Consider the following 20,552-nt stretch of genomic DNA (forward strand, 5'->3'; position numbering starts at 1 on the left):
CGGTGAGGTGGGTTCCCTGGGGCTGGTCCAGGATGTGTGGAACATATAAGCGTCATAGGGGGAACCCAGAAATGAGCTACAACCAGCCGGGCCCGTACGGCCAGCAGCCCCAGCAGCCGGGTCCGTACGGACAGCCGGGGCAGCCTGCTCCTTACGGCCAGCCGGGGCCCTACGGCCAGCCGGGCCAGCCTGGCCCGTACGGCCAGCAGCCGCAGGCCCCGCAGCCCGGCTACGGCTACCCCCAGCAGACGCCTCCGGCACCGCCGCAGCCGGGTTACGGCTACCCCCAGCAGGGCGGCATGCCGCCGCAGCCGAACGCCTACGGCCAGCAGCCCCCCTACGGCCAGCAGCCCTACGGCATGCCGCAGCCGCCGCAGCCGGGCGGCGGCAAGAAGAAGACGGGCCTGATCATCGGCGCGGTCGCCGTGGTGGCGGCGGTGGCGGTGGGGGCGTACTTCGCGTTCGGCGGGGGTGGCGGCAGCAGCGTCGCGGACGACGGACCGCACAAGCTGACGGCTCCGGCGTCGGTCATCAACGGTACTTACACGAAGCAGGAGAACTCGGGGTCCGGCGAAGAGGTCTCCTCGTCCGACCTCAAGGACTTCGAGAAGGCGGGAGTCAAGAACCCGCAGGGTGCCGGCGGAACCTACCGCAGCGGCACGGGCCTCACCGCGAAGGGAATCACCTTCAGCGGTGTCTACGGCACGATCAACAATCCCGAAGCGGTCCTCGACGCCGTGTTCGCCAAGGCCAAGCTGGAGTCCGAGAAGGACCAGAGCGGCTCGGACCTGAAGGGCAAACTGATCGGCAGCCCCGAGACGGTCACCCCGTCGGGCTTCTCCAACGGCATCATGAAATGCCAGGTGATCCAGCTGGACAACACCAACTCGTCGGCGTCGTCCAGCGGAACGGCGAAGACGGCCAAGGTGCCGGTCTGCATCTGGGCCGACCACAGCACGATCGCACGGGTCTCGGCATTCAGCGTCGCGATGCTCGCCTCAGGTGACGGTGGCACGATCAACGACACAGCGGACCTGGCGGCCAAGCTCCGCAACGACGTGCGTGTGAAGATGTGACGTTGGTGTAAGCAATGCAGCCAATCCAGCGGGCGTCCCACCGACAGCTTGGGACGCCCCGCCAGGGTTCAAGCCCTTCCATGGCCCAATGGCGGAAATGAGTGATGCCCGGCACCTCACCGGTGCCGGGCATCACTTCTATGTTCGGTACGGCACTACGCCGACTTCTGCTCCCCCGACCCCCGCCCCCGCGCGTCCCGCGGAATCAGTGTCGGGTTCACGTTCGACAGGACCACGTCTGCCGTGATGACCACGCGGGCCACGTCCTTGCGGGACGGGACCTCGTACATCACGCCCTGGAGGACTTCCTCCATGATGGCGCGCAGGCCGCGGGCGCCGGTCTGGCGGAGGATGGCCTGGTCGGCGATGGCTTCGAGGGCCTCGCGCTCGAAGTCCAGCTCCACGCCGTCGAGTTCGAAGAGCCGCTGGTACTGCTTCACCAGGGCGTTGCGGGGCTCGACCAGGATCTGCAGGAGCGCTTCGCGGTCCAGGTTGTGGACGCTCGTGATCACCGGGAGGCGGCCGATGAACTCGGGGATCATGCCGAACTTGACCAGGTCCTCGGGCATGACGTCCTCGAAGACGTCCTTGGACTCCAGCTCGCGCTTGGAGAGGATGGTCGCGCCGAAGCCGATGCCCTTGGCGCCGGCGCGAGCCTCGATGATCTTCTCCAGGCCGGCGAACGCACCGCCCACGATGAACAGGACGTTCGTCGTGTCGATCTGGATGAACTCCTGGTGCGGGTGCTTGCGGCCGCCCTGTGGCGGGACGGAAGCCGTGGTGCCTTCGAGGATCTTGAGCAGGGCCTGCTGGACGCCCTCGCCCGACACGTCGCGGGTGATCGAGGGGTTCTCGCTCTTGCGGGCCACCTTGTCGATCTCGTCGATGTAGATGATGCCCGTCTCGGCCTTCTTGACGTCGTAGTCCGCCGCCTGGATCAGCTTCAGGAGGATGTTCTCGACGTCCTCGCCGACGTAGCCCGCCTCCGTCAGCGCCGTCGCGTCGGCGATCGCGAAGGGCACGTTCAGCATGCGCGCCAGGGTCTGCGCGAGGAGGGTCTTGCCGGAGCCCGTGGGGCCCAGCAGGAGGATGTTGGACTTGGCCAGCTCGATGGCGTCGTCACGGCCGCTCGAGCCGCCGTTCTCGCCCGCCTGGACCCGCTTGTAGTGGTTGTACACCGCGACGGAGAGGGCCTTCTTCGCCGCCTCCTGGCCGACCACGTAGCCCTCGAGGAACTCGTAGATCTCGCGGGGCTTGGGCAGCTCCTCCCAGCGCACCTCGCTGGTCTCCGCGAGCTCTTCCTCGATGATCTCGTTGCAGAGATCGATGCACTCGTCGCAGATGTACACACCGGGCCCTGCGATGAGCTTCTTGACCTGCTTCTGGCTCTTGCCGCAGAACGAGCACTTGAGCAGATCGCCGCCGTCACCGATGCGTGCCACGGTGTGCTTCCCCTTCGCCTGGGAGACGCCTGGACGCTTTCGAATCCAGCGGCTCCTGGTGCTGCCTTATGTCCGACGGTACCTTGCCGGGCCCGGTGTTCGGGCCCCCCTTGGCAGGGTTCACTTTGACGTGGACCGCGCCAAGGGGGGCGGAGAACAAGCCGCTCCGCGTCAGCGGACCGAGCTGTTGTTGAGCTTGCGGGTGGAGATGATCTGGTCGACAAGGCCGTATTCCAGCGCCTCCTCGGCCGTGAGGATCTTGTCGCGCTCGATGTCCTCGCGGATCTTCTCGATCGGCTGGTTCGAGTGCTTCGCCAGCATGTTCTCCAGCTGCTCACGCATCCGGGTGAACTCGTTGGCGATGATCTCCAGGTCGGAGAGCTGGCCGCGGCCGGTGGAGCCCGCCGGCTGGTGGATCAGCACACGGGAGTTCGGCAGCGCCATGCGCTTGCCGGGCGTACCGGCGGCGAGCAGGATGGCCGCCGCGGAGGCCGCCTGGCCCATGCAGACCGTCTGGATGTCGGGCTTCACGAACTGCATCGTGTCGTAGATCGCCGTGAGGGCGGTCATGTCGCCACCGGGGCTGTTGATGTAGATCGAGATGTCCCGGTCCGGGTCCATCGACTCCAGGCACAGCAGCTGCGCCATGACGTCGTTGGCGGAGGCGTCGTCGATCTGGACGCCGAGGAAGATCACGCGCTCCTCGAAGAGCTTCGCGTACGGGTCGTACTCGCGAATGCCCTGGGAGGTGCGCTCGACGAAGCGCGGGATGACATAGCGGCTGTCGGGGCGGGGCCCTTCGTACATGCCGCTGGCGGCGCCGGGGAAGTTGGTCATGGGGTTCACCGTCCTGGTGGCGTTCGGGGGGCTGGGGTCTCGGCGGTGCGTGGCGTGGCCGGGCCGGTCAGGCACCGGTGCCGCCGCCTCCCGGAACACCCGAGGCGTGCGTGATGATCTCGTCAATGAGACCGTACTCCTTGGCCTCTGCCGGGGTGAACCAGCGGTCGCGGTCGCCGTCGCGGACGATCGTCTCGACGGTCTGGCCGGAGTGCAGCGCGGTCAGCTCGGACATGGTCTTCTTGGTGCGCAGCAGGTACTGGGCCTGGATCTTGATGTCCGAGACCGTACCGCCCAGGCCCGCGGAGCCCTGGTGCATCATGATGTCGGTGTGCGGCAGCGCGAAGCGCTTGCCCGCCGTACCGCCGGTGAGCAGGAACTGGCCCATCGAGGCCGCCATGCCCATGCCGATCGTGACCACGTCGTTCGGGATGTACTGCATGGTGTCGTAGATCGCCATGCCGGCCGTCACCGAACCGCCGGGACTGTTGATGTAGAGGAAGATGTCCTTGTCCGGATCGGCGGCGAGGAGCAGCAGCTGCGCGGTGATCTTGTTGGCGATGTCGTCGTCGACCTGCTGGCCGAGGAAGATGATCCGCTCGTTGAGCAGCCGGTTGTAGACCTGGTCACCGAGGCCACCACCGATGGAAGGCTCGCCGGCGGCGGAGGGCATCAGATTCGTCACGTATCCACCTGCTCGTCTACGACGGCGCCGGGCCGTCTCATTGTTCTGCCTTTCATGGACCCTAACGCGATGGTCCCTTCCGGGAATCCCGGGAATGCGGGTGTTCGCCGGGGGCGTAGCGCTCCGCTCCGGAGCCGGTGCGGTTCGTGGGGGAAGCGGTGCCGTTGTCGTCGGGCCGCGGGTGGGTGGGGGTTGTTCGCGCAGTTCCCCGCGCCCCTGCGGCCGGCCACGGTGGCGGGTATGCGAGCGGGCCCCGGGGAAGAGTCCCCAGGGCCCGCTGTACGCGCTTCAGAGGCGCCGTAGGACCGCTCAGCCCTCGGCGTTCTCCTCGGAGGTCTCCGACGCCTCGGCGGCCTCGGTCTCCTCCTCCTCGTCGTCCAGGTCGACGATCTCGCCGTTGGTGTCCTTCACCGTGGCGGCCTCGACCACGACGGCCAGGGCCTTGCCGCGGGCGACCTCGCCGACCAGGAGCGGCACCTGGCCACCCTCGACGACGGCCTGGGCGAACTGGTCGGGGGACATGCCGGAGGAGGCCGCACGCCGCATGAGGTGCTCGGTCAGCTCCTCCTGGTTGACGTTCAGCTGCTCCTTCTTGACCAGCTCGTCGAGGACGAACTGGGTCTTGATGCCCTTGACCGCGGCCTCGCGGGTCTCGGTCTCGAACTCCTCGGCGGTCTTGCCCTGGATCTCCAGGTACTTCTCGAGGTCGAGGCCCATCTGGCCGAGCTGGTGGTGCTCCAGGTTGTGCTTGCGGGTGTTGATCTCGTCCTCGAGCAGCTTCTCGGGGACCGGGACCTCGACCAGCTCGAGGAGCTTCTCCAGGACGCGCTCCTGGGCCTGGGTGGCCTGGTCGAACTGCTTCATGTTCGCAAGGCGCTTGCGGCTGTCGGCCTTCAGCTCGTCCAGGGTGTCGAACTCGGAGGCGAGCTGCGCGAACTCGTCGTCCAGCGCGGGCAGTTCACGGGCGGCGACCTGGCTGACCTTGACGGTGACCTCGGCCTCCTTGCCCGCGGCCGAGCCGCCCTTCAGCTCGGAGGCGAAGGTGGCCTCCTCGCCGGCGGACTTGCCCTTCACGGCGTCGTCGATGCCGTCCAGCAGCTCACCGGAGCCGATGGTGTACGAGACGCCGCTCGCGATGCCGTCCTCCAGCACCTCTCCGTCGACCTTGGCCTCCAGGTCGATGGTGACGACGTCGCCGTCCTCGGCGGCGCGCTCGACCGGGGAGGTGGAGGCGAAGCGCTCACGCAGCTGCTCGACCGACTTCTCGATGTCCTCGTCGGTCACCTCGACCGCGTCGACCTCGACCTCGATGCCGGAGTAGTCCGGGATCTCCAGGGCCGGGCGGACGTCGACCTCGGCGGTGAAGTTCAGCGTCTCGCCGTCCTTCAGCTCGGTGATGTCGACCTCGGGCTGGCCCAGCGGGCTCAGCTCGGCCTCGTTGACCGCCTCGGTGTAGAACTTGGGCAGCGCGTCGTTGACGGCCTCCTCCAGCACCGCACCGCGGCCGAACCGCTGGTCGATGACGCGGGCCGGGATCTTGCCCTTGCGGAAGCCCTTCACCGTGACCTGCTGGTTGATCTTCTTGTACGCCGCGTCGAGGCTGTCCTTGAGCTCCTCGAAGGGCACCTCGACAGTGAGCCGAACCCGGGTCGGGTTCAGGGTCTCCACGGCGCTCTTCACGGTTCGGTCTCCTTGTGGCTGACTGCTTGGGTTGCCGGAGCCAGTCGGGTCCGGCGGATTCGCCGCCCGGAGGAGTACGTAGGCCGTGAGGGCCGGGTCACACGGGCGCGCAGCTTGCATAGTAACCGGAGCCGCTCATCGCCCCAAAAGGCGATCATCACGACGTCGTGAGCAGGTGGTCGGGGTGGCGGGATTTGAACCCACGGCCTTCCGCTCCCAAAGCGGACGCGCTACCAAGCTGCGCCACACCCCGTCTGGTGCGAGACGTAGGGTACATGCCCGAGCCGGTCGCGTCGGCCGCATTTCCCGAGGCGGCGCGAGCGGGCGCCTCGCGGACCAACTCGTTGGCCTCGGCGGCGGGCGACCCGCTACGATGCCTTCAGTGCCGCGGTCACCGACCTGCGGCGCACTGTTGCGGGCGTAGCTCAATGGTAGAGCCCTAGTCTTCCAAACTAGCTACGCGGGTTCGATTCCCGTCGCCCGCTCCATACGGCTCAGGGCCAGGTCAGAGGATGATTCCTCCGACCTGGCCCTGAATCGTTTCCGGGGGTCGCGCGTTCGGCCTAGATCCCCGGGTGGTCGAGCACGTTGCCGTTCGAGCAGCTGTTGGAGTGGATGGGGACGAAGTTGGTCAGAATGGGCAGCGCCGCCACCTCAGCCCCTTCCAGCCCGCAGACGGATGCCGGCGAGAAGGTCCAGTTGCTGAAAGGGGTCGGCCCGGTGCTCGCATGAGCGGGGGCTGCCATGGCCATGGCAGCCATGGCCAGCGTGGCGGTCATGATGATCTTTCGCATGCCCGCTCCAACGACCATGCCGATCACCCGACACGGCTCACCACGGGCATGTCCCCCGCGTGGCCGTCCAGGTACGGGACCCGCCCCGGCGGATCAGAACTTGATCGAGCTGATGGAGTCCGCTATCGAGTTCAGGAAGCGGTCGATGGACGGGGCCATGCCGGTCGAGGCGAGGAAGAAGCCGAAGAGGACCGCGACGATCGCCGGCCCCGCCTTGATGTTCCCCCCTCGTAGGAGCACTACCAGGATGATCGCCAACAGCAGCACCACAGACAGTGAAATGGCCACAACTGATCACACCCTCGGTCGGTCCGCTCTCCCGGCCCGGGGGTACGGCCACCGCACCCCCGCCAGAACCATCGTGCCACCAACCCGGCCGCCTCATGCGGCTCGTGACACAACGTCGGACACCGGACCGGGGCGGACGACCCGCCGCACAGTAATTCGACAGGCTGTCCGCGCCCGACTTCCCGGGCAATTGCGCGACTTCGTTTCCGCGTCCACACATCTCGTGCGCAGGTAATTCGAATTGATCGCACAGAGACGCCGTATGCACCATTTAGTCGGGATGAATCGGGACATCGAGGGTGAACTGACGACCCTTGTGTGCGCACCATCACGTAGAAGGCGAGGTCGAGTTCTGTAAATCGGGGGGTAGGCGAAGGCGATAACCAGGAATGACTGCGGGGGTTTTACGAAATCCCACAGACGACGCTAGGGTGCCACAGATGTTTGACGCCGCCTCGTCCCCCGGCCAGAACCGCAGGCCGCTCCCCCCGGCACAGTCGCCGGTGGACGGAGTACCCGGTCCGCGTACCCCGATGAGCGCACGGAAGGGCCCGGCGAAGGCGGACAGACCCGGCAGACAGCGCGACGCGTTCTTCGACAACGCCAAGTACCTGGCGATCGTGCTCGTCGCCATGGGGCACGCGTGGGAGCCACTGAAGGGCGACAGCCGGATCCTGGAGGGCGTGTACACGGTCGTGTACTGCTTCCACATGCCGGCGTTCATCATCATCTCCGGCTACTTCTCGCGCAGTTTCGACATGCGCCCGGACCGGCTGAAACGGCTGATCACCGGTGTCGTGGTGCCCTACGTCCTCTTCGAGACCGCCTACCCGCTCTTCAAGAACCTGGTCACGGGCTCGCACGAGGAGATCTCCCTCCTCGATCCCTGGTATCTGACCTGGTTCCTGGTCGCGCTGTTCATCTGGCGGCTGACGACACCGATCTGGAAGCTGGTGCGCTCGCCGTTCGCGGTGGCCCTCGGCATCGCGATGCTGGCGTCCGCCGCCCCGAGCATCGGTGACGACCTCGATCTGCAGCGCGTGCTGCAGTTCCTGCCGTACTTCGTGCTCGGCCTGTGCATGAAGCCCGAGCACTTCCAGCTGGTGCGCCGCCGCTCGGTGCGGATCGCCGCGGTGCCGGTGTTCGCCGCCGCGCTGCTGGTCGGCTGGTGGGCGGTGCCGCGTATGAACACCGCGTGGTTCTACCACCGCGACGCCGCGCAGGAGCTGGCCGCGCCCTGGTGGTCCGGCCCGGTGATGACGCTCGCGCTGATGGGCTGCTCGCTGCTGCTGACGGCCTGCTTCTTCGCCTGGGTACCGGGCCGCAGGACATGGTTCACGGCACTGGGTGCGGGCACCCTGTACGGCTATCTGCTGCACGGCTTCCTGGTGAAGTTCGCCGAGTACCGCGGCTGGTTCGACCACGCCTGGCTGCACCACCCGCTCGGCGAGATCCTGGTCACCCTCCTCTTCGCCGCCGCCGTCACCGTGCTGTGCACCAAGCCCGTGCAGCGGGTCTTCCGGTTCGCGATGGAGCCGAAGATGGAGTGGGCGTTCAAGCAGGACGCCGCCGAACGCGCCCGTGAGCGGGAGAAGGCGCCGGTGGGCTGAGCGCCCCGCGGAGGCCTCCGGTGCACTCGCCGCCCGAGTGCACCGGTCGCCGGCACAGCGCGTCAGTCGCCCTTGAGATGCCGCATCAGGCGCTCGAAGTCGGCCCATCCCGAAAGGTCGGAAGGGTCGCCCCGGAAGGAGTAGTACAACGCCGGGCGCCGCTTCGGGCCCAACTCGCGCGGCGACCGGGGCAGCGGAGTGCGCCGGGCCCGGTCGCCGGGCATCTCCCGCACCTCGTCGGCGCCGAGGACGAAGGCGTACGGGACGCCGGGGCCCTCGAAGCGCGGCGGCACGGACAGATCACGGCGGGCCCGGCGAACCTGGACCAGCATCGACTGCAGATCGTGCCGGGTGGCGAGGATCTCCGCCGCCCGCGTCACATCGGCGTCCGTCGGCACCTCTTCGCCGGGGCCGTAGCCGAACGCCAGGGTGACGTCCTCCTCCACACCGCCCTTCGTCCGGCTGATCCGGACCGTCGCCAGGCCGGGGCGCTCGGGGCTGCCGACGACCACCAGCCAGGTCGGCTCGGGCGCCCGCTCATGGGCCAGGTCCGTCAGCTGCCGCAGCGACCAGGGCAGATTGGCGGGCTCCTCGGTGCCCCAGCCGGCCGGCGGCTCGCCGGTCAGCTCACGCCACACGGCCTCCAGGGCACCGCCGAGCACGAGCCGCTCGTCCGCCGGGTGGATCGCCCGGAAGGACACGGCCAGCTGGCGCTCCCCGTCGTCCATGGACGTCGGGGTGAAGGAATCGGCCATGGGGGTCCGGGGGTCCTCCGGCGTCGCGTCCGGGGACTCGACCGTCACGAACAGCCCGTCGGCCCAGTGCAGCACCGCTCCGGACAGGCCGTCGTAGTAGCCGGCCCTCTCGTCCTGCACCACCCAGCGCGAGGGCCAGCCCGGCAGGCTGCCCCGGACCGCCGGGGACAGGCGCGTACCGGGCGGAGTGACGATCTGCAGGCCCAGGTTCGCGTTCGCGGCGGCGCGGAAGGCGTCCGAGAGCCAGGCGGTCATCGCGACCACCGGACGGTCCTGGATCACCACGGCGACCTTGTCGGTGAGCACGTCCACGGCGGGCTGCGCCGCGGCCGGGGTCGGCGCCGCGCGCATCCCGTCGGTCTTGACCACCGCCAGCGACCGCGCCGCCTCCCGCGGCCAGGCGGTGCCGCCGACCAGGGTCGCGATACGGGCCGCGAAGGCCCCGGCGAGCTGCTCGGCCTCCTTGACGCCGGTGGTGGCCCGGGCCTCGGTCCACCAGTACGGCACCTCGGGCTCGACCGCTCCGAGCAGCCGCTGCGCCTCTCCCCTGACCTGCACCAGCTGGGGCGCCTCGACGGAGACGAGGGGGCGGCCCTGCTCGTCGCAGAGCTGCACCACCGCGCCGTCCCCCTCGACTCCCGCCAGTATGTCCGGGCCGCCGGCGAGCAGCCCCGCGAGCACGCTGAGCGGGTCGGGCATCGCCTTGGTGAGCGCGACGACATCCTTCGTCATGGGTTACCTCTCACCTGTTCCCCGCGTAGACGGTCTGGATCAGCCGGTTCGGCTCGCCCCTGCGGACCAGGACGCCGCGGCCGGGCGGCTGCTGGCCGGCGTACACGCCGGGGAAGAGCTGGCCCTCGCTGCGGTCGCCCGCCATCACCAGCGCCGAGGCACCGGACTCGCGCAGGCTCTGCAGCAGCGGCTCGTACAGGCCGCGCGAGGCACCCGCGACCCGGCGGGTGAGGACGAAGTGCAGGCCGATGTCCTGGGCCGAGGGGATGTACGGCAGGAAGGGGGCGAGCGGCTGCTGGCCCGCTGTGGTGAGGACGTCGTAGTCGTCGACCAGGATCACGATCCGCGGGCCCGAGCCCCAGCTGCCCGGTTCCAGGTCCTCGCCGCCCGCGCTCTCGTCGGGCAGTCGCTTCTCCAGTTCGGTGGCGATGCCCGCGGACAGGCCCGCGCAGAGCTTGGCGTTGTAGGCGTAGCCGCCCCGGTACTCCTCCGGGATGGCGCCGCGCAGCCCGCGGCGCGGGTCCATGACGCCGAAGACCAGCTCGTCCTCGCCGTAGCGCTCGATCAGGCCCTGGGCGACCGCCTTGAGCAGGTTGGTCTTGCCGCACTCGCTGTCGCCCATGATCACCAGGTGCTGGTCGTGCCGGAACAGGTCGAGCAGGACGGGTGCCAGCTGGGTCTGGTCCAGGCCGATCGGGACCCGGCGCGGTTCGGCCGCCGGGCCGGGCAGCAGCTGCGGCTCCAGGAGGTGCGGCAGCACCCTGACCGGCTGGGCGGTCTCGCCGGTCCAGGTGGCGCGGATCGTACGGGCCGTGCGCTCCAGGACCGCGCCGAGGTCGGCGGTGTCGGCGACGCCGTCCGTGCGGGGCAGCGCGACCTGGGCGAAGAGCTTGCCGTCGGTGAGGACGCGGCCCTTCTCCTCGGGCGAGAGGGTCTGGGCGAGCTTGCGCTCGATGCTGGACTCGCCGGCGTCGTTGAGCCGCAGCTCCACCCGGGTGCCGAACTGGGACTGGGCGGCGATGCGCACGTCGTTCCAGCGCAGCATGGCGGCGACCACGTGGATGCCGTAGCCGCTGCCGCGCTTGAGGATGTCGCCGACCGCGTCGTCGAGTTCCTCGAAGTCGTCGCGCAGGGCGCCGAAGCCGTCGATGAGCAGCACGATCTCCGTGGAGGCCAGCTCGGGGACGCGGCCCGCGGCCCGCAGGGTGCGCAGCTGCTCCAGGGAGTCGACGTTGTGCAGGCGGAACAGCTCCTCGCGCTGGTCCAGCATGCCGCGCACGGAGTCGATGGTGCGGGCGCACCGCTCCCGGTCCGCCCGGCCGGCCACGCCGCCCACGTGCGGCAGTCCGGACAGCGCCTGCAGACCGCCGCCGACCAGGTCGAGGCCGTAGATGCCGACCTCCTGCGGCGTGTGGGTGAGCGCCAGGGACAGGGCCAGGGTGCGCAGCAGGGTGGTCTTGCCGGACTGGGGGCCGCCGATGACCGCCGCGTGACCGCCCGCCACCGTCAGGTCCAGGTACCACTGGCCCTGCCACTGCCGGGTCGGGTCGTCCAGGACGCCGAGCGGCACCTGGAGCGGGCCCTGGCGCCGGGCCAGCTGCATACCGCGCGGGCCCACCTCGACGGGCCCGGCGACCTGGTCGAGGGCGACGGCGTCGGGCAGCGGGGGCAGCCAGATCTGGCGTACGGGCCGGGTGCCGGCGTCCTCGATCTGCCGGACCATGACGCCCATCTCGGTCGGCCCGGTCTCCCGGCGCCGCATCTGCGGTTCCTCGGGCCCCGCGCTCTCGTCCTGGCCCAGCGAGTTGTACGCCGTGTACTCCAGGGCCAGCGGCCCGGTGTCCTCGGTGTCGCGCTGCACGGGCCCGCGGTAGCCGCCGGAGACATAGCCGGCCTTGAACCGCTCGTAGTGGCTGGTGTCGACCTTGAGGTAGCCGAAGCCCGGCAGCGGGGGCAGGTGGAAGGCGTCCGTGGTGTCGAGGACCGTGCGGGACTCGTCCGCGGAGAAGGTGCGCAGGCCGAGCCGGTACGACAGATAGGTGTCCAGGCCCTTGAGCTTGCCGCCCTCGATGCGCTGGCTGGACAGCAGCAGATGCACGCCGATGGAGCGCCCGATACGGCCGATGGACAGGAACAGATCGATGAAGTCCGGCTTGGCGGTGAGGAGTTCACCGAACTCGTCGATGACGACGAACAGGTGCGGCAGCGGGTCGAGGTCGGGGCGGCGCTCGGCGCGCAGGGCGGCGTAGTGGCCGATGTCGGCCACGTTGCCCGCCTCCTTCAGGACCTGCTGGCGCCGCTTGACCTCACCGGCGAGCGAGGCGTGGACGCGTTCGACGAGACCGGCCTGGTTCTCCAGGTTGGTGATCACACCCGCCACGTGCGGGAGGTCCGCGAAGGGCGCGAAGGTGGCGCCCCCCTTGTAGTCGACGAGGACCAGCGCGAGATCCTCCGGCGGATGGGTGGCGACCAGCGCGAGGACGAGGGTGCGCAGCAGCTCGGACTTGCCGGAGCCGGTGGCGCCGACGCACAGGCCGTGCGGGCCCATGCCCAGCTCGGAGGACTCCTTCAGGTCGAGAAGCACGGGTTCGTGGCTGTCGCTGACACCGATCGGGACGCGCAGGAAGGCGCGTTCGCCGCGCGGCGCCCACAGCCGGTGCAGGTCGAGCTGGGCGACGTCGTCGATGCCGAGCAGCTCCGCGAAGTCGACCGGGCCGGTCAGCGGGGCGTCGACCAGGGACTCCGCGGACAGCCGCAGCGGGGCGAGCATCCGGGCCAGTCCCTCGGCGAGGGCGGTGCCGACCTCGTCGACCGTGCCGTGGGCGCTGATCGGCTCGGCCTCACGGAGGTCCTCGATGAGGATCCGGACGCCGTCGACGGTGATGCGTACGCCGACGCTGCCGGGCTCCTGCACCCGCTCGTCGAGCAGATGCAGCACGGTGACGCTCATGTCCCGCAGCCCGACCGCGTCGTCGGGGCGCGGCAGGTCGACGGCGTCGTCGCCGTGCGCGTCGGCGACGACGAGCAGCCGGGAGGTCATGGCGAGGGCGTCCTGGCCGGACAGGCCGCGGCGCACCTCGGCGGCGTAGGAGGCGCGGCGGCGCAGCTCACCGTTGATCTGCCGGGCGAGCTGGGGCAGCGAGGGGGCGATCCGGCGGGCGGCGACCGGGCCGTCGAACTGCTCGGCGTCGAGCATGTGCGGCAGCCACTTGGCCCACTCCCAGTCGGCCAGCCGGTCGCCGGGGGCCGCCACGGCCAGGGCCACGTCGTCGGGCGCGTGGGTGGCGGCGGCCTGCACGAGCAGCGCGCGGACGACGCGCAGGGTGTCCTCGCGCGGGCCGATGAGGCTGATGTTGCCGACCCGGTCGAGCGGAACGGTGAGCGGGAGTTCGGTGCCGGTGCTGAACCGGGAGCTGAGCGCGGAGGCCTCGTTGAGCATGAACTGGTCGGGCGGCGTGAGCACGGAGGAGCCCTGCTGGGCGACCTTCAGATCGCGCACCGGCATCTGTCCGGTGCCGACGCGCACCCGCAGGAAGTCCCCGTCCGTCCGTCGCCGTTCCCACAGGCGGGCCGGGTCGCGCACGATGTCGTACAGCGCGTCCGGCGGCGGGTTGAGCACCTGGGTGCTCTCGCGCCGTTCGCGCTCCTCCCCCGCCAGCTGCTCCCGCAGGTCCTCCAGGTAGGCCAGATAGGCCTCGCGCTGGGTGCGGCGGGTGCGCTGGGCCTTGCCGCGCTGGGAGAACGCCATGGCGAGGGAGCCGGTCAGGGTGACGACGAGGATGATCGCGCCCAGCCCGGCGAACTGGCTGTTGCGCACGATGGTCATCATCACGACGGACGACATGACCCCGGCGATGGGCAGCAGCGAGTGCAGCACGGAGCCGGCCTTGCCCTCGGGCAGGTTGGGCGGTGCCTCTATGGTGCGCGGCTCGGGGGCGGCCGGCGGCCGGGTGGTGCGCGCGGGGCGGTGGATCAGTCGGGTGCTCATCTTCGTTGCCTCGTCCTCGAGTTCCTCGGGTCCCTTCCTGTCGGGCGGTCAGCGCTGCTTCTGGGAGAGCTGGAAGACGTCGGCGGCCAGGCGGGTGACGGCGTCGCGGGTGGCCCGGGCGAGGAGATCGGTGCGGATGACGCCGCCGGCCGCGAGATGACGGTCGTAGGGCAGGACCTTCACGGTGACTCCGGTCGCGGTCAGCTCCTCGGTGGCCTTGGCGAGGTCGAGGCCGGGGTGCGGCGCGATCTCGGTCAGCACGAGGACGGTGGAGGCCAGCACATGCCGGGGCAGGTTGCGCATCCACTCCAGGACGGCGCGGGTGCTGGCGATGCCCTCCAGCGTCGCGGGCACGGTGAGCACCCGGGCCTGCGCGGCGGACAGCGCGGTGCGGGCGACCTCGGCGGGCAGGGTCTCGCAGTCGACGACGGTCACCCCGAAGTAGCGGCGCAGCGCCACCATGACCCGCTCGTAGCCCTTGGTGTCGAGCATGGCGCCGACCTGGCCCTGGCTGCCGGGCAGCAGCCAGGCGTTGCCGGGGAGTTGCACCAGGTATCCGGTGACGTCGAGCAGCGACATCTGCGGCTCCACCAGTGCGGCGAGGTCTCCGGTGGTCCAGCGCAGCGATTCCGCGCCGAGCCGCAGCGGCAGCGAGCCGAGCGCCGGGTCGGCCTCGACGAGCAGCACGGGGTCCTGGCGGTAGTGGGCGAACGTGGCGCCCAGCAGGGCGGCGAGGGTCGTCTTGCCGGAGCCGCCGCGGATGGAGGTCACCGCGATCTGGCGGCCGGTGGTGACGGCCTGCTGCAGCACCTCGGCGGTCGCCGCGGCGCCAGCGACCTCGCGGGCCGCCGAGGAGGAAACGGTACGGCGTACGGCACGCAGGGCACGGGCGCCGAACGCCTCACCGTGGCGCGGCTTGAGCGCGGCGGCGGCGACCCGCTTGTCGAGCACCGGCCGGGAGTCGGGCGTACCGCGCTGCGCGGCCCGTCCCTGCTGCGGGCGTGCCTGGGCCTGCGGCGCAACGGCTTGCGGCTCGGCGTACGGCTGCTGCTCGGCCTGCCGCTGCTGCTCGGCGTACCTCTGCTGCTCCGCGTGCCGCTGCCGCTCGGCATACCGCTGCTGCTCGGCGTACTGCTGCTGGGCGTACTGCTGCTGCTCGGCATACCGCTGCTGCTGGGCGGCGTAGGCCTGCTGCTCGGCGTACGCCTGCTGCTCGGCATAGGCCTGCTGCTCGGCGGCGTAGGCCTGCTGCTGGTGGGCCGACGGGTCGGTGTACGGCTGCTGCTGCGGGTAGCCGTACGCCGGGGTGGGCCCCTGCGCGGGGCCGCCCTGCCGCGGTGCCTGTTGCGCGTGGGCCGCGGACGGATCGCCGTACGCCTGCTGCGGCGGGTAGCCGTACGCCGGCTCGGGACCCTGCGCGGGAGTGCCCGGCTGTCCCGGGGCGCCGGCCCCCTGTTGCTGCTGCTCCGGCGCGGGCTGCTGCCGGGGCGAGCCGTCCCTCAGCTCGCGCAGCACATCGCCCTGCCAGTTGTCCCCGCTCGGCATGTCGCCCTTCACTCCTGCCCTGGCCTCAGAACTTGTTGAGCAGTTGCCCGTAGATGCCGAACACTCCGACGGCGAGCGGGAAGAGCCCGATCACGCCGACGGACTCGATCAGGTCGCCGATCCGCCGCAGCCGTACCTGCACATGCTCGGGCGGCTGGACCGCGAGGACCAGCAGCGGCAGCGCTCCGGCCACGCACAGCAGCACCAGCGCCCCGGCGCCGCCCGCGTGGTCCACCCACTCCACCGCGAGCCGCACGACGAGCAGCGCGGCCCCGCCGAACAGCGCCACGACCTCGGCGACCAGCGGGAAGGCGCGGGCCCGGGACAGCAGCACGACGGCGGTGAGCGAGGTGAGGGCCACCGTCCACGCGGTCGGCCGGCCGGACGTGGTCAGCAGCCAGCCGCCGGCGGCGGCGGAGACGACGGTGGCGATGGTGGCGAGCGCGAGCCCGCGGTGGGTCGCGGCGAGCGCGTTGGCGACCTGGTGGCGGCTGACCGAGGCGCCCGCGGAGCGCCGGTCGTCGAGTCCCGTCAGGCCCGAGGCCATCAGCGCGAGCCGGGGCAGCAGTCCGAGCAGCACGACGGAGAACACCGCCATCACCGCACCGAGCCGGTCCGACCGGTCCTGTACGGCGGCGACGGCCTCCCACACCAGGGCGATGGAAGCGGTCGCCCCGGCTCCGAGGAGCGCGCCGCGGCCGAGCGGGGAGCAGTAGGCGAGCAGCACCAGGGTGAGCACCAGCGCCGCGACGACGGCGGCCAGCCGGGCGGGGCCGGACCAGCCGTAGGCGTCGGCGGCGGTCCAGGCGGCGAGCAGCCCGAGTCCGCCGGAGGCGAGCAGCAGGGCCGTGGCGAGTCCGCGGTTGCCGTCGCCGATCTTCGAGACGAGGGCGCCGGCGATCAGGAACACGACGGTGACGGCCGCGAGTACGGCGGTGACGGACTCGAGCGTGAACTCGCGCCGGGCCAGCAGGGCCGCGGCCACGGCGAACACGACGGTGGCCACCCCGGCGCTGGCCCGGCGGGCGGCGGGCCGCCAGCGCCAGGCGCGCAGATCGAGGTCGTCGGCGACCTGGTCGGTGACGTCGTGCACGACGGGCGCGGGCGGCGCGGCATGGGCGCGCACGAGCTGGAGCACGGCGCCGTCGGGCACCCCGGCCGACGACAGGGTGGCCTCCTGGGGCAGCACCGAGCCGTCGGAGGTGATCAGCTGCCGGGTCATGGGCCGCGAGGCGGCCCGGTCGTCGAGCAACTGCAGGATGTCGGGCAGCAGTTGGCCGATCGGAGTGTCCGACGGCAGGACGATGTCGGCACGCCGTCGTTCACCGACCAGCGTGACCCGGCTCAGATGCGTCCGGGACGTCGTTGCTGTGCTCACCACTTACCGGAACCTATCATCGCGAAGTTGTGGCCGAGGATGCCGAGGACGGCTGTGCGGAGGGAGTGCCGTACTGCTGTTCCTGCTGCTGTTGCTGCTGCTTCTGCTTGGCCAGGGTGGTCTGCAGGAAGGACCACCCGACGCAGCCGGCGCACAGTACGGCCGCGATGGCGATGCCCGCGAACACCTTGCCGAGCCGTTCGTCCGCCGAGCGCCGGGCGCGCTGTGCGCCGAACAGCAGGGCGTCGCGCATCCGGCGCCGGCGCACCGCCACCGACTCCAGCAGTTGGCTGTCGTAGTCCCGTGCCATTGAGTTGGTCCTGTGCCTGTGCTCTCTGTGGGTCAGGTGTGTCAGGTGTGTCGGTCGTCGGAGGTTTCGGAGGTTCCGGAGGTTTCGGGGGTGAGGCCGAGGTACTGCCGCATGGTGGCGTACTTCTGGGTCAGCCGCCGTGCGGTGGGCTCGTCGAGAGCGGCCAGTCGGCGCGGGTCCGCGTTGTGCGCGAGGTCGGCCGCCTTGACGAGCCGTGCGCCCTCGGTGGCCAGGATCCGCTCGGCGTACGCCCGCGGCTCCTCGTCCGGCCGCTTGGTCACGGCCCGTACGACGTCCTTGGTGCGCCGGGTGAGCGCAGCCGCCGCCAGCCACTCCTCGCTCAGCACGCCGTCCTCGACCGCGTCGTGCAGCCAGGCGGCGGCGACGAGTTCGTCACCGCCACCGCGGGCACGTACGCCTTCGGCGACGGCCTGCAGGTGTTCGGTGTAGGGCCGCCCGGCCTTGTCCCGCTGCGCGGCGTGCGCGGCGCGGGCGACGGCCTCGACCTCGGCGAGCGTCATGACCGGAGCGGAACGCCCGTCGTACGACATCCAGTGTCCCCCTCACCTTGCCCGTGCAACATAGAACATGGATGCGCGGGCGGCACACCCGGGGCGGCCGGGCCGACAGGACGTCGGGCAAACCTCCGCAGAATCTGCACACCTAGGGAGCGCGTGTCGCGTGGTGGTCCAGGAGTGCGCGGACCATGGCGTCGAACAGGCCGCTCCGCACGGCTTCGTCCACCGTCCCCTCGCTGATGCGCTCGCCGGCGGCGAGAAGGGTGGCGGCGCGTACGGCGTCCGCGGGCTGGAGCCGTCCGCGCGGTGGCACCGCGGGATCGGCACTGGCGCTCAATCGGTGCTCCGGGGTCACGGCACCGATGCCCCACAGCGCCGCGACGACCCGCCACAGCGGCTTGCTGTAGACCGGGTACGCCACCTGGATCGACCCGTTCGCGTTCTTCTCACCGCCGCCCCAGCGGATGTCGCGGTCGTCGTCGGTGAGGGCGGCGTAGGCCTCGGCCAGTTCCCGCCAGGCCGGTGCGTCGCCGTGGTCGAGCTGGGCGAGCAGCCGCCGGTCGTCGGCGTCCGTGACGGTGCGGGCGAGTTCCGCGACGGCCTCGGGGCCGGGGGCGTCGACCGGGGGGCCGGTGCCGGCGTCGCGAGCGAGCCCGGTCAGCGCACCGGCCAGGGGCCGGCCCCGCTCACCGGCCTGCGCCACCTTGGCCGACCAGGTCGCGCCGAGGCGGTGTCCGTCGGTTCCGGTGGCGGCGCGCTGGGCCCACTTCAGGGTGCCTGCGGTGTAGTCGGCCCAGACGTACCCGACGACTTCGCCGTCGGGAGCCTCGACCGCCACGTACTGCACGGCGTGCGGCACGCGGTCAGGCCTCCTGGGCGAGGGCCTTGACCGCCGCGGCGTCGGGGGCGTCGGCGAGGGCACCCGGCAGGGCCCGGCCACGGTTGCCCTCCGGGTTGGACAGCATCTCCGCGAGGGCCTGCGACGGCGGGATCCCCCGCCCCTTGGCCTCCTGCAACCGGGCATGCCAGTGACCGCCCTCGGCGAGGGCCCTGCCACCGGCGGCCGCACGAGGTACCCATGCGGCGGCGTCGTCCTCGTCGTTCGCCCAGACATACCCGAGGGCCGCGCCGCCCTCCTTGTCGACCACCGTGAAGTACCGCACCGGCTTGTCGGTCCGCGTCGCGTACCGCGACGGGCCCGGCGCGACGAGGTTGAGGTGCATGTCCTCGTCGAAGCGCCGGTTGATCGGTCGTTCGCTGCTCATGAAATCCACGTTCCCTTTACTCTGCCTTTTCCTCAACGCGGCAAACGCTACGGCTTCGGCCTCGGCAGGACCTCGCCGTAGATGTGCCACTTGCCCTGTGCCTCGTCGAAGAAGACACGCGTCACCTTGTACTCGGAGCCCCGAGCGAGGAGCAGCTCGCGTTCTCCGGGGTACTTGGAGAGGTGGTCGATCCAGAGGGCGGGGGTGTCCTTCGGCACGCGCAGGTGCATCCACACGGGCTTCGAGTCGAACGGCGGCGGCGGTGTCCTGCCGAGCGCCGTGGAGGTGAACGCCTTGTCGTCGAACGTACCGCCGAGCATGTCGAGCGGTGAGTCGATCGGATGGCCACCGACCTTGACGTGGTCGACCCCGGTGCCGCGGACGATCATGATGTCCTCAGGCACGGGGCGGGCCCCCATGACCTTGTCCATCTCCTCGATGGTGTGCTTGAGCGAGGGATCCAGGTCGTGGCCGAAGCGCAGATGGCTGTTGATCTGGTCGTACTCGTTACCACTGTACGTGCGCAGCGCTTCCCTCGACTCGGGGGAAAGGTCGTCCAGGAACTTGTTCCAGTACGAATTGCCGTAGTTCAGTCCCGCCGCGTTGGTGGCGCTGGGCGCGGTGTTCGTGCCGTGCGCGAGTTCGGCCTCGGCCACCGCGTGCTTGTCGGCGTCGCTGAGGGCGTCGAAGTCCGTGTCCGACATTGACGGCTTGTACTCGAACGGCTCCCCGGCCCCACCGTGCCCCGGCACCTCCGTGCCCGAGTGCCCGTGCGCCGCCGCGTCCGCGCCGTCGTGCCCGGCGAGGTCAGCCGTGTCGTGCCCGAGTCCGGTGTGGTCGAAGCCACCGTGATCAACGACGTGCCCGGCGTCGTGTGTGTGACCGGTGCCGTCGTGACCGCCGTGACCGGCGCCGTGGTCCGGGTGGCCGCCCGCGCCCGGGGCGTCGTGGCCGCCGGGATGCGGGGCGGTCGTCGGTGCCTCGTGCGGGGTGGCGTGCGGCACGTCGTGCGCGGGGGCCGTCGGCCCGTCGTGATACCACGCCGAGGGCGTCGTACCGGCGTGCCCGCCCGCGGAGGCCGCGTCGCCGGCGCCGTGCGGGAGACCTCCGTGGATGCCGTTGTCGGGGACGTGTGGAACCCCGCCGTGAATGCCGTTGTCCGGGACATGGGGCATCCCACCGTGAATGCCGTTGTCCGGGACATGGGGCATCCCACCGTGAATGCCGCTGCCCTGGACATGGGGCATCCCGCCATGGACGCCGTTGGCCACGGGCTGGGGAACTCCACCGTGGATGCCATCGTTCGCGGCCGACGGCATTCCGCCGTACACGCCGTCCGTCGTGTGCGGGAGGGCTCCGTGTCCGCCGCTTTCCACACCACCATGGGGGATGCCCACGGAGGCCGGTTCCGATGTCGGGATGGTCCAGTGGGACGGGAGCCCGGGGGCGACTTCCTTCGGGATCGTCGTCTCGACGTTGCCCGCGTGGTCCAGGAGATTCCCGTTCGGTTCCAGGACGCGCCCGTCGGGCAGGTGCACAGAGCCGTCGGGGATGTGTACGGAGCCGTCGGGGATGTGCACGGCGCCGTCGGGAAGGGCCGGGATGTCGATCTTGCCGATGCCCTTGATGCCCTTCGCGATGTCGCCGAC

At 70.7% G+C, this 20,552-nt stretch carries 17 protein-coding genes and 2 tRNA genes; 3 read left to right on the plus strand and 16 right to left on the minus strand.

What is annotated here, in order from left to right; all coding sequences use genetic code 11:
* Window positions 1-71 precede the first annotated feature (71 nt).
* Window positions 72-1,076, plus strand: coding sequence for a hypothetical protein (locus tag AQI95_RS17800; RefSeq protein WP_067124005.1), 1,005 nt, complete (start codon window positions 72-74; stop codon window positions 1,074-1,076).
* A gap of 155 nt (window positions 1,077-1,231) precedes the next feature.
* On the opposite strand, the gene clpX is transcribed toward AQI95_RS17800, so the two are convergent.
* The 5 genes from clpX to AQI95_RS17825 all read right to left on the minus strand — a co-directional run bounded on the left by clpX (window position 1,232) and on the right by AQI95_RS17825 (window position 5,973).
* The gene (clpX, locus tag AQI95_RS17805; protein ID WP_067124011.1) at window positions 1,232-2,518 is read right to left on the minus strand and encodes an ATP-dependent Clp protease ATP-binding subunit ClpX; all 1,287 of its coding nucleotides are present in this window, start codon (window positions 2,516-2,518) and stop codon (window positions 1,232-1,234) included.
* Between the two features lie 171 nt (window positions 2,519-2,689).
* Window positions 2,690-3,355 carry an ATP-dependent Clp protease proteolytic subunit gene (locus tag AQI95_RS17810; RefSeq protein ID WP_067124013.1) on the minus strand — a complete coding sequence of 222 codons (666 nt, stop codon included), beginning with the start codon at window positions 3,353-3,355 and terminating at the stop codon, window positions 2,690-2,692.
* Between the two features lie 67 nt (window positions 3,356-3,422).
* Complete coding sequence (locus AQI95_RS17815; protein ID WP_067124131.1) at window positions 3,423-4,028, minus strand: ATP-dependent Clp protease proteolytic subunit; 606 nt, start codon at window positions 4,026-4,028, stop codon at window positions 3,423-3,425.
* Between the two features lie 321 nt (window positions 4,029-4,349).
* Window positions 4,350-5,720: a trigger factor gene (gene tig, locus AQI95_RS17820; protein ID WP_067124015.1), complete on the minus strand. Its 1,371-nt coding sequence runs from the start codon at window positions 5,718-5,720 to the stop codon at window positions 4,350-4,352.
* Window positions 5,721-5,896: 176 nt separating this feature from the next.
* A tRNA-Pro gene (locus tag AQI95_RS17825) sits at window positions 5,897-5,973 on the minus strand.
* Window positions 5,974-6,134: 161 nt separating this feature from the next.
* Between AQI95_RS17825 and AQI95_RS17830 the strand changes: the two genes are divergently transcribed.
* A tRNA-Gly gene (locus AQI95_RS17830) sits at window positions 6,135-6,208 on the plus strand.
* A gap of 75 nt (window positions 6,209-6,283) precedes the next feature.
* Here the strand turns inward: AQI95_RS17830 and AQI95_RS17835 are convergent.
* Together AQI95_RS17835 and AQI95_RS17840 are read right to left on the minus strand one after the other, a co-directional pair.
* Entirely contained in the window at window positions 6,284-6,514 is a 231-nt protein-coding gene (locus tag AQI95_RS17835; protein WP_067124133.1) for a hypothetical protein, read from the minus strand.
* Window positions 6,515-6,607: 93 nt separating this feature from the next.
* Complete coding sequence (locus AQI95_RS17840; protein WP_055703542.1) at window positions 6,608-6,802, minus strand: hypothetical protein; 195 nt, start codon at window positions 6,800-6,802, stop codon at window positions 6,608-6,610.
* Between the two features lie 533 nt (window positions 6,803-7,335).
* Here AQI95_RS17840 and AQI95_RS17845 point away from each other — a divergent pair.
* Window positions 7,336-8,412: an acyltransferase family protein gene (locus tag AQI95_RS17845; RefSeq protein ID WP_244188766.1), complete on the plus strand. Its 1,077-nt coding sequence runs from the start codon at window positions 7,336-7,338 to the stop codon at window positions 8,410-8,412.
* 62 nt (window positions 8,413-8,474) lie between these two features.
* Here AQI95_RS17845 and AQI95_RS17850 read toward each other — a convergent pair whose 3' ends face one another.
* The 9 genes from AQI95_RS17850 to AQI95_RS17890 form a co-directional block, all read right to left on the minus strand.
* The gene (locus AQI95_RS17850) at window positions 8,475-9,899 is read right to left on the minus strand and encodes a DUF6177 family protein (protein ID WP_067124019.1); all 1,425 of its coding nucleotides are present in this window, start codon (window positions 9,897-9,899) and stop codon (window positions 8,475-8,477) included.
* A 10-nt stretch (window positions 9,900-9,909) separates the two neighbouring features.
* On the minus strand, window positions 9,910-13,887 hold the full coding sequence (gene eccCa / locus AQI95_RS17855; protein WP_067124022.1) for a type VII secretion protein EccCa: 3,978 nt from the start codon (window positions 13,885-13,887) through the stop codon (window positions 9,910-9,912).
* A 48-nt stretch (window positions 13,888-13,935) separates the two neighbouring features.
* The gene (locus AQI95_RS49025; protein ID WP_079071303.1) at window positions 13,936-15,432 is read right to left on the minus strand and encodes a nucleotide-binding protein; all 1,497 of its coding nucleotides are present in this window, start codon (window positions 15,430-15,432) and stop codon (window positions 13,936-13,938) included.
* Window positions 15,433-15,457: 25 nt separating this feature from the next.
* Window positions 15,458-16,813, minus strand: a complete 1,356-nt coding sequence (gene eccD / locus AQI95_RS17865; protein ID WP_067124023.1) for a type VII secretion integral membrane protein EccD — start codon at window positions 16,811-16,813, stop codon at window positions 15,458-15,460.
* 13 nt (window positions 16,814-16,826) lie between these two features.
* The gene (locus AQI95_RS17870; protein WP_067124024.1) at window positions 16,827-17,120 is read right to left on the minus strand and encodes a hypothetical protein; all 294 of its coding nucleotides are present in this window, start codon (window positions 17,118-17,120) and stop codon (window positions 16,827-16,829) included.
* A 41-nt stretch (window positions 17,121-17,161) separates the two neighbouring features.
* Window positions 17,162-17,671, minus strand: a complete 510-nt coding sequence (locus AQI95_RS17875) for an HD domain-containing protein (protein ID WP_067124025.1) — start codon at window positions 17,669-17,671, stop codon at window positions 17,162-17,164.
* A 112-nt stretch (window positions 17,672-17,783) separates the two neighbouring features.
* Window positions 17,784-18,497 carry a DUF6508 domain-containing protein gene (locus AQI95_RS17880; RefSeq protein ID WP_067124027.1) on the minus strand — a complete coding sequence of 238 codons (714 nt, stop codon included), beginning with the start codon at window positions 18,495-18,497 and terminating at the stop codon, window positions 17,784-17,786.
* Window positions 18,498-18,501: 4 nt separating this feature from the next.
* Window positions 18,502-18,903: a hypothetical protein gene (locus AQI95_RS17885; protein WP_067124029.1), complete on the minus strand. Its 402-nt coding sequence runs from the start codon at window positions 18,901-18,903 to the stop codon at window positions 18,502-18,504.
* 47 nt (window positions 18,904-18,950) lie between these two features.
* Window positions 18,951-20,552: ADP-ribosyltransferase (locus AQI95_RS17890; protein WP_279617006.1), on the minus strand; the 1,602-nt coding region annotated here is incomplete at its 5' end.

The sequence above is a fragment of the Streptomyces yokosukanensis genome, assembly GCF_001514035.1.
In the GTDB taxonomy this organism is placed as follows: domain Bacteria; phylum Actinomycetota; class Actinomycetes; order Streptomycetales; family Streptomycetaceae; genus Streptomyces; species Streptomyces yokosukanensis.

What these genes read in the sequence shown, in the direction of transcription:
- AQI95_RS17885 (WP_067124029.1), bottom strand. Translation starts at nt 18,903, where the DNA reads ATGAGCAGCGAACGACCGATCAACCGGCGCTTCGACGAGGACATGCAC.
- AQI95_RS17800 (WP_067124005.1), top strand. Translation starts at nt 72, where the DNA reads ATGAGCTACAACCAGCCGGGCCCGTACGGCCAGCAGCCCCAGCAGCCG.
- AQI95_RS17870 (WP_067124024.1), bottom strand. Translation starts at nt 17,120, where the DNA reads ATGGCACGGGACTACGACAGCCAACTGCTGGAGTCGGTGGCGGTGCGC.
- AQI95_RS17815 (WP_067124131.1), bottom strand. Translation starts at nt 4,028, where the DNA reads ATGCCCTCCGCCGCCGGCGAGCCTTCCATCGGTGGTGGCCTCGGTGAC.
- eccCa (WP_067124022.1), bottom strand. Translation starts at nt 13,887, where the DNA reads ATGAGCACCCGACTGATCCACCGCCCCGCGCGCACCACCCGGCCGCCG.
- AQI95_RS17835 (WP_067124133.1), bottom strand. Translation starts at nt 6,514, where the DNA reads ATGCGAAAGATCATCATGACCGCCACGCTGGCCATGGCTGCCATGGCC.
- AQI95_RS17810 (WP_067124013.1), bottom strand. Translation starts at nt 3,355, where the DNA reads ATGACCAACTTCCCCGGCGCCGCCAGCGGCATGTACGAAGGGCCCCGC.
- AQI95_RS17875 (WP_067124025.1), bottom strand. Translation starts at nt 17,671, where the DNA reads ATGTCGTACGACGGGCGTTCCGCTCCGGTCATGACGCTCGCCGAGGTC.
- AQI95_RS17845 (WP_244188766.1), top strand. Translation starts at nt 7,336, where the DNA reads ATGAGCGCACGGAAGGGCCCGGCGAAGGCGGACAGACCCGGCAGACAG.
- AQI95_RS17850 (WP_067124019.1), bottom strand. Translation starts at nt 9,899, where the DNA reads ATGACGAAGGATGTCGTCGCGCTCACCAAGGCGATGCCCGACCCGCTC.
- AQI95_RS49025 (WP_079071303.1), bottom strand. Translation starts at nt 15,432, where the DNA reads ATGCCGAGCGGGGACAACTGGCAGGGCGATGTGCTGCGCGAGCTGAGG.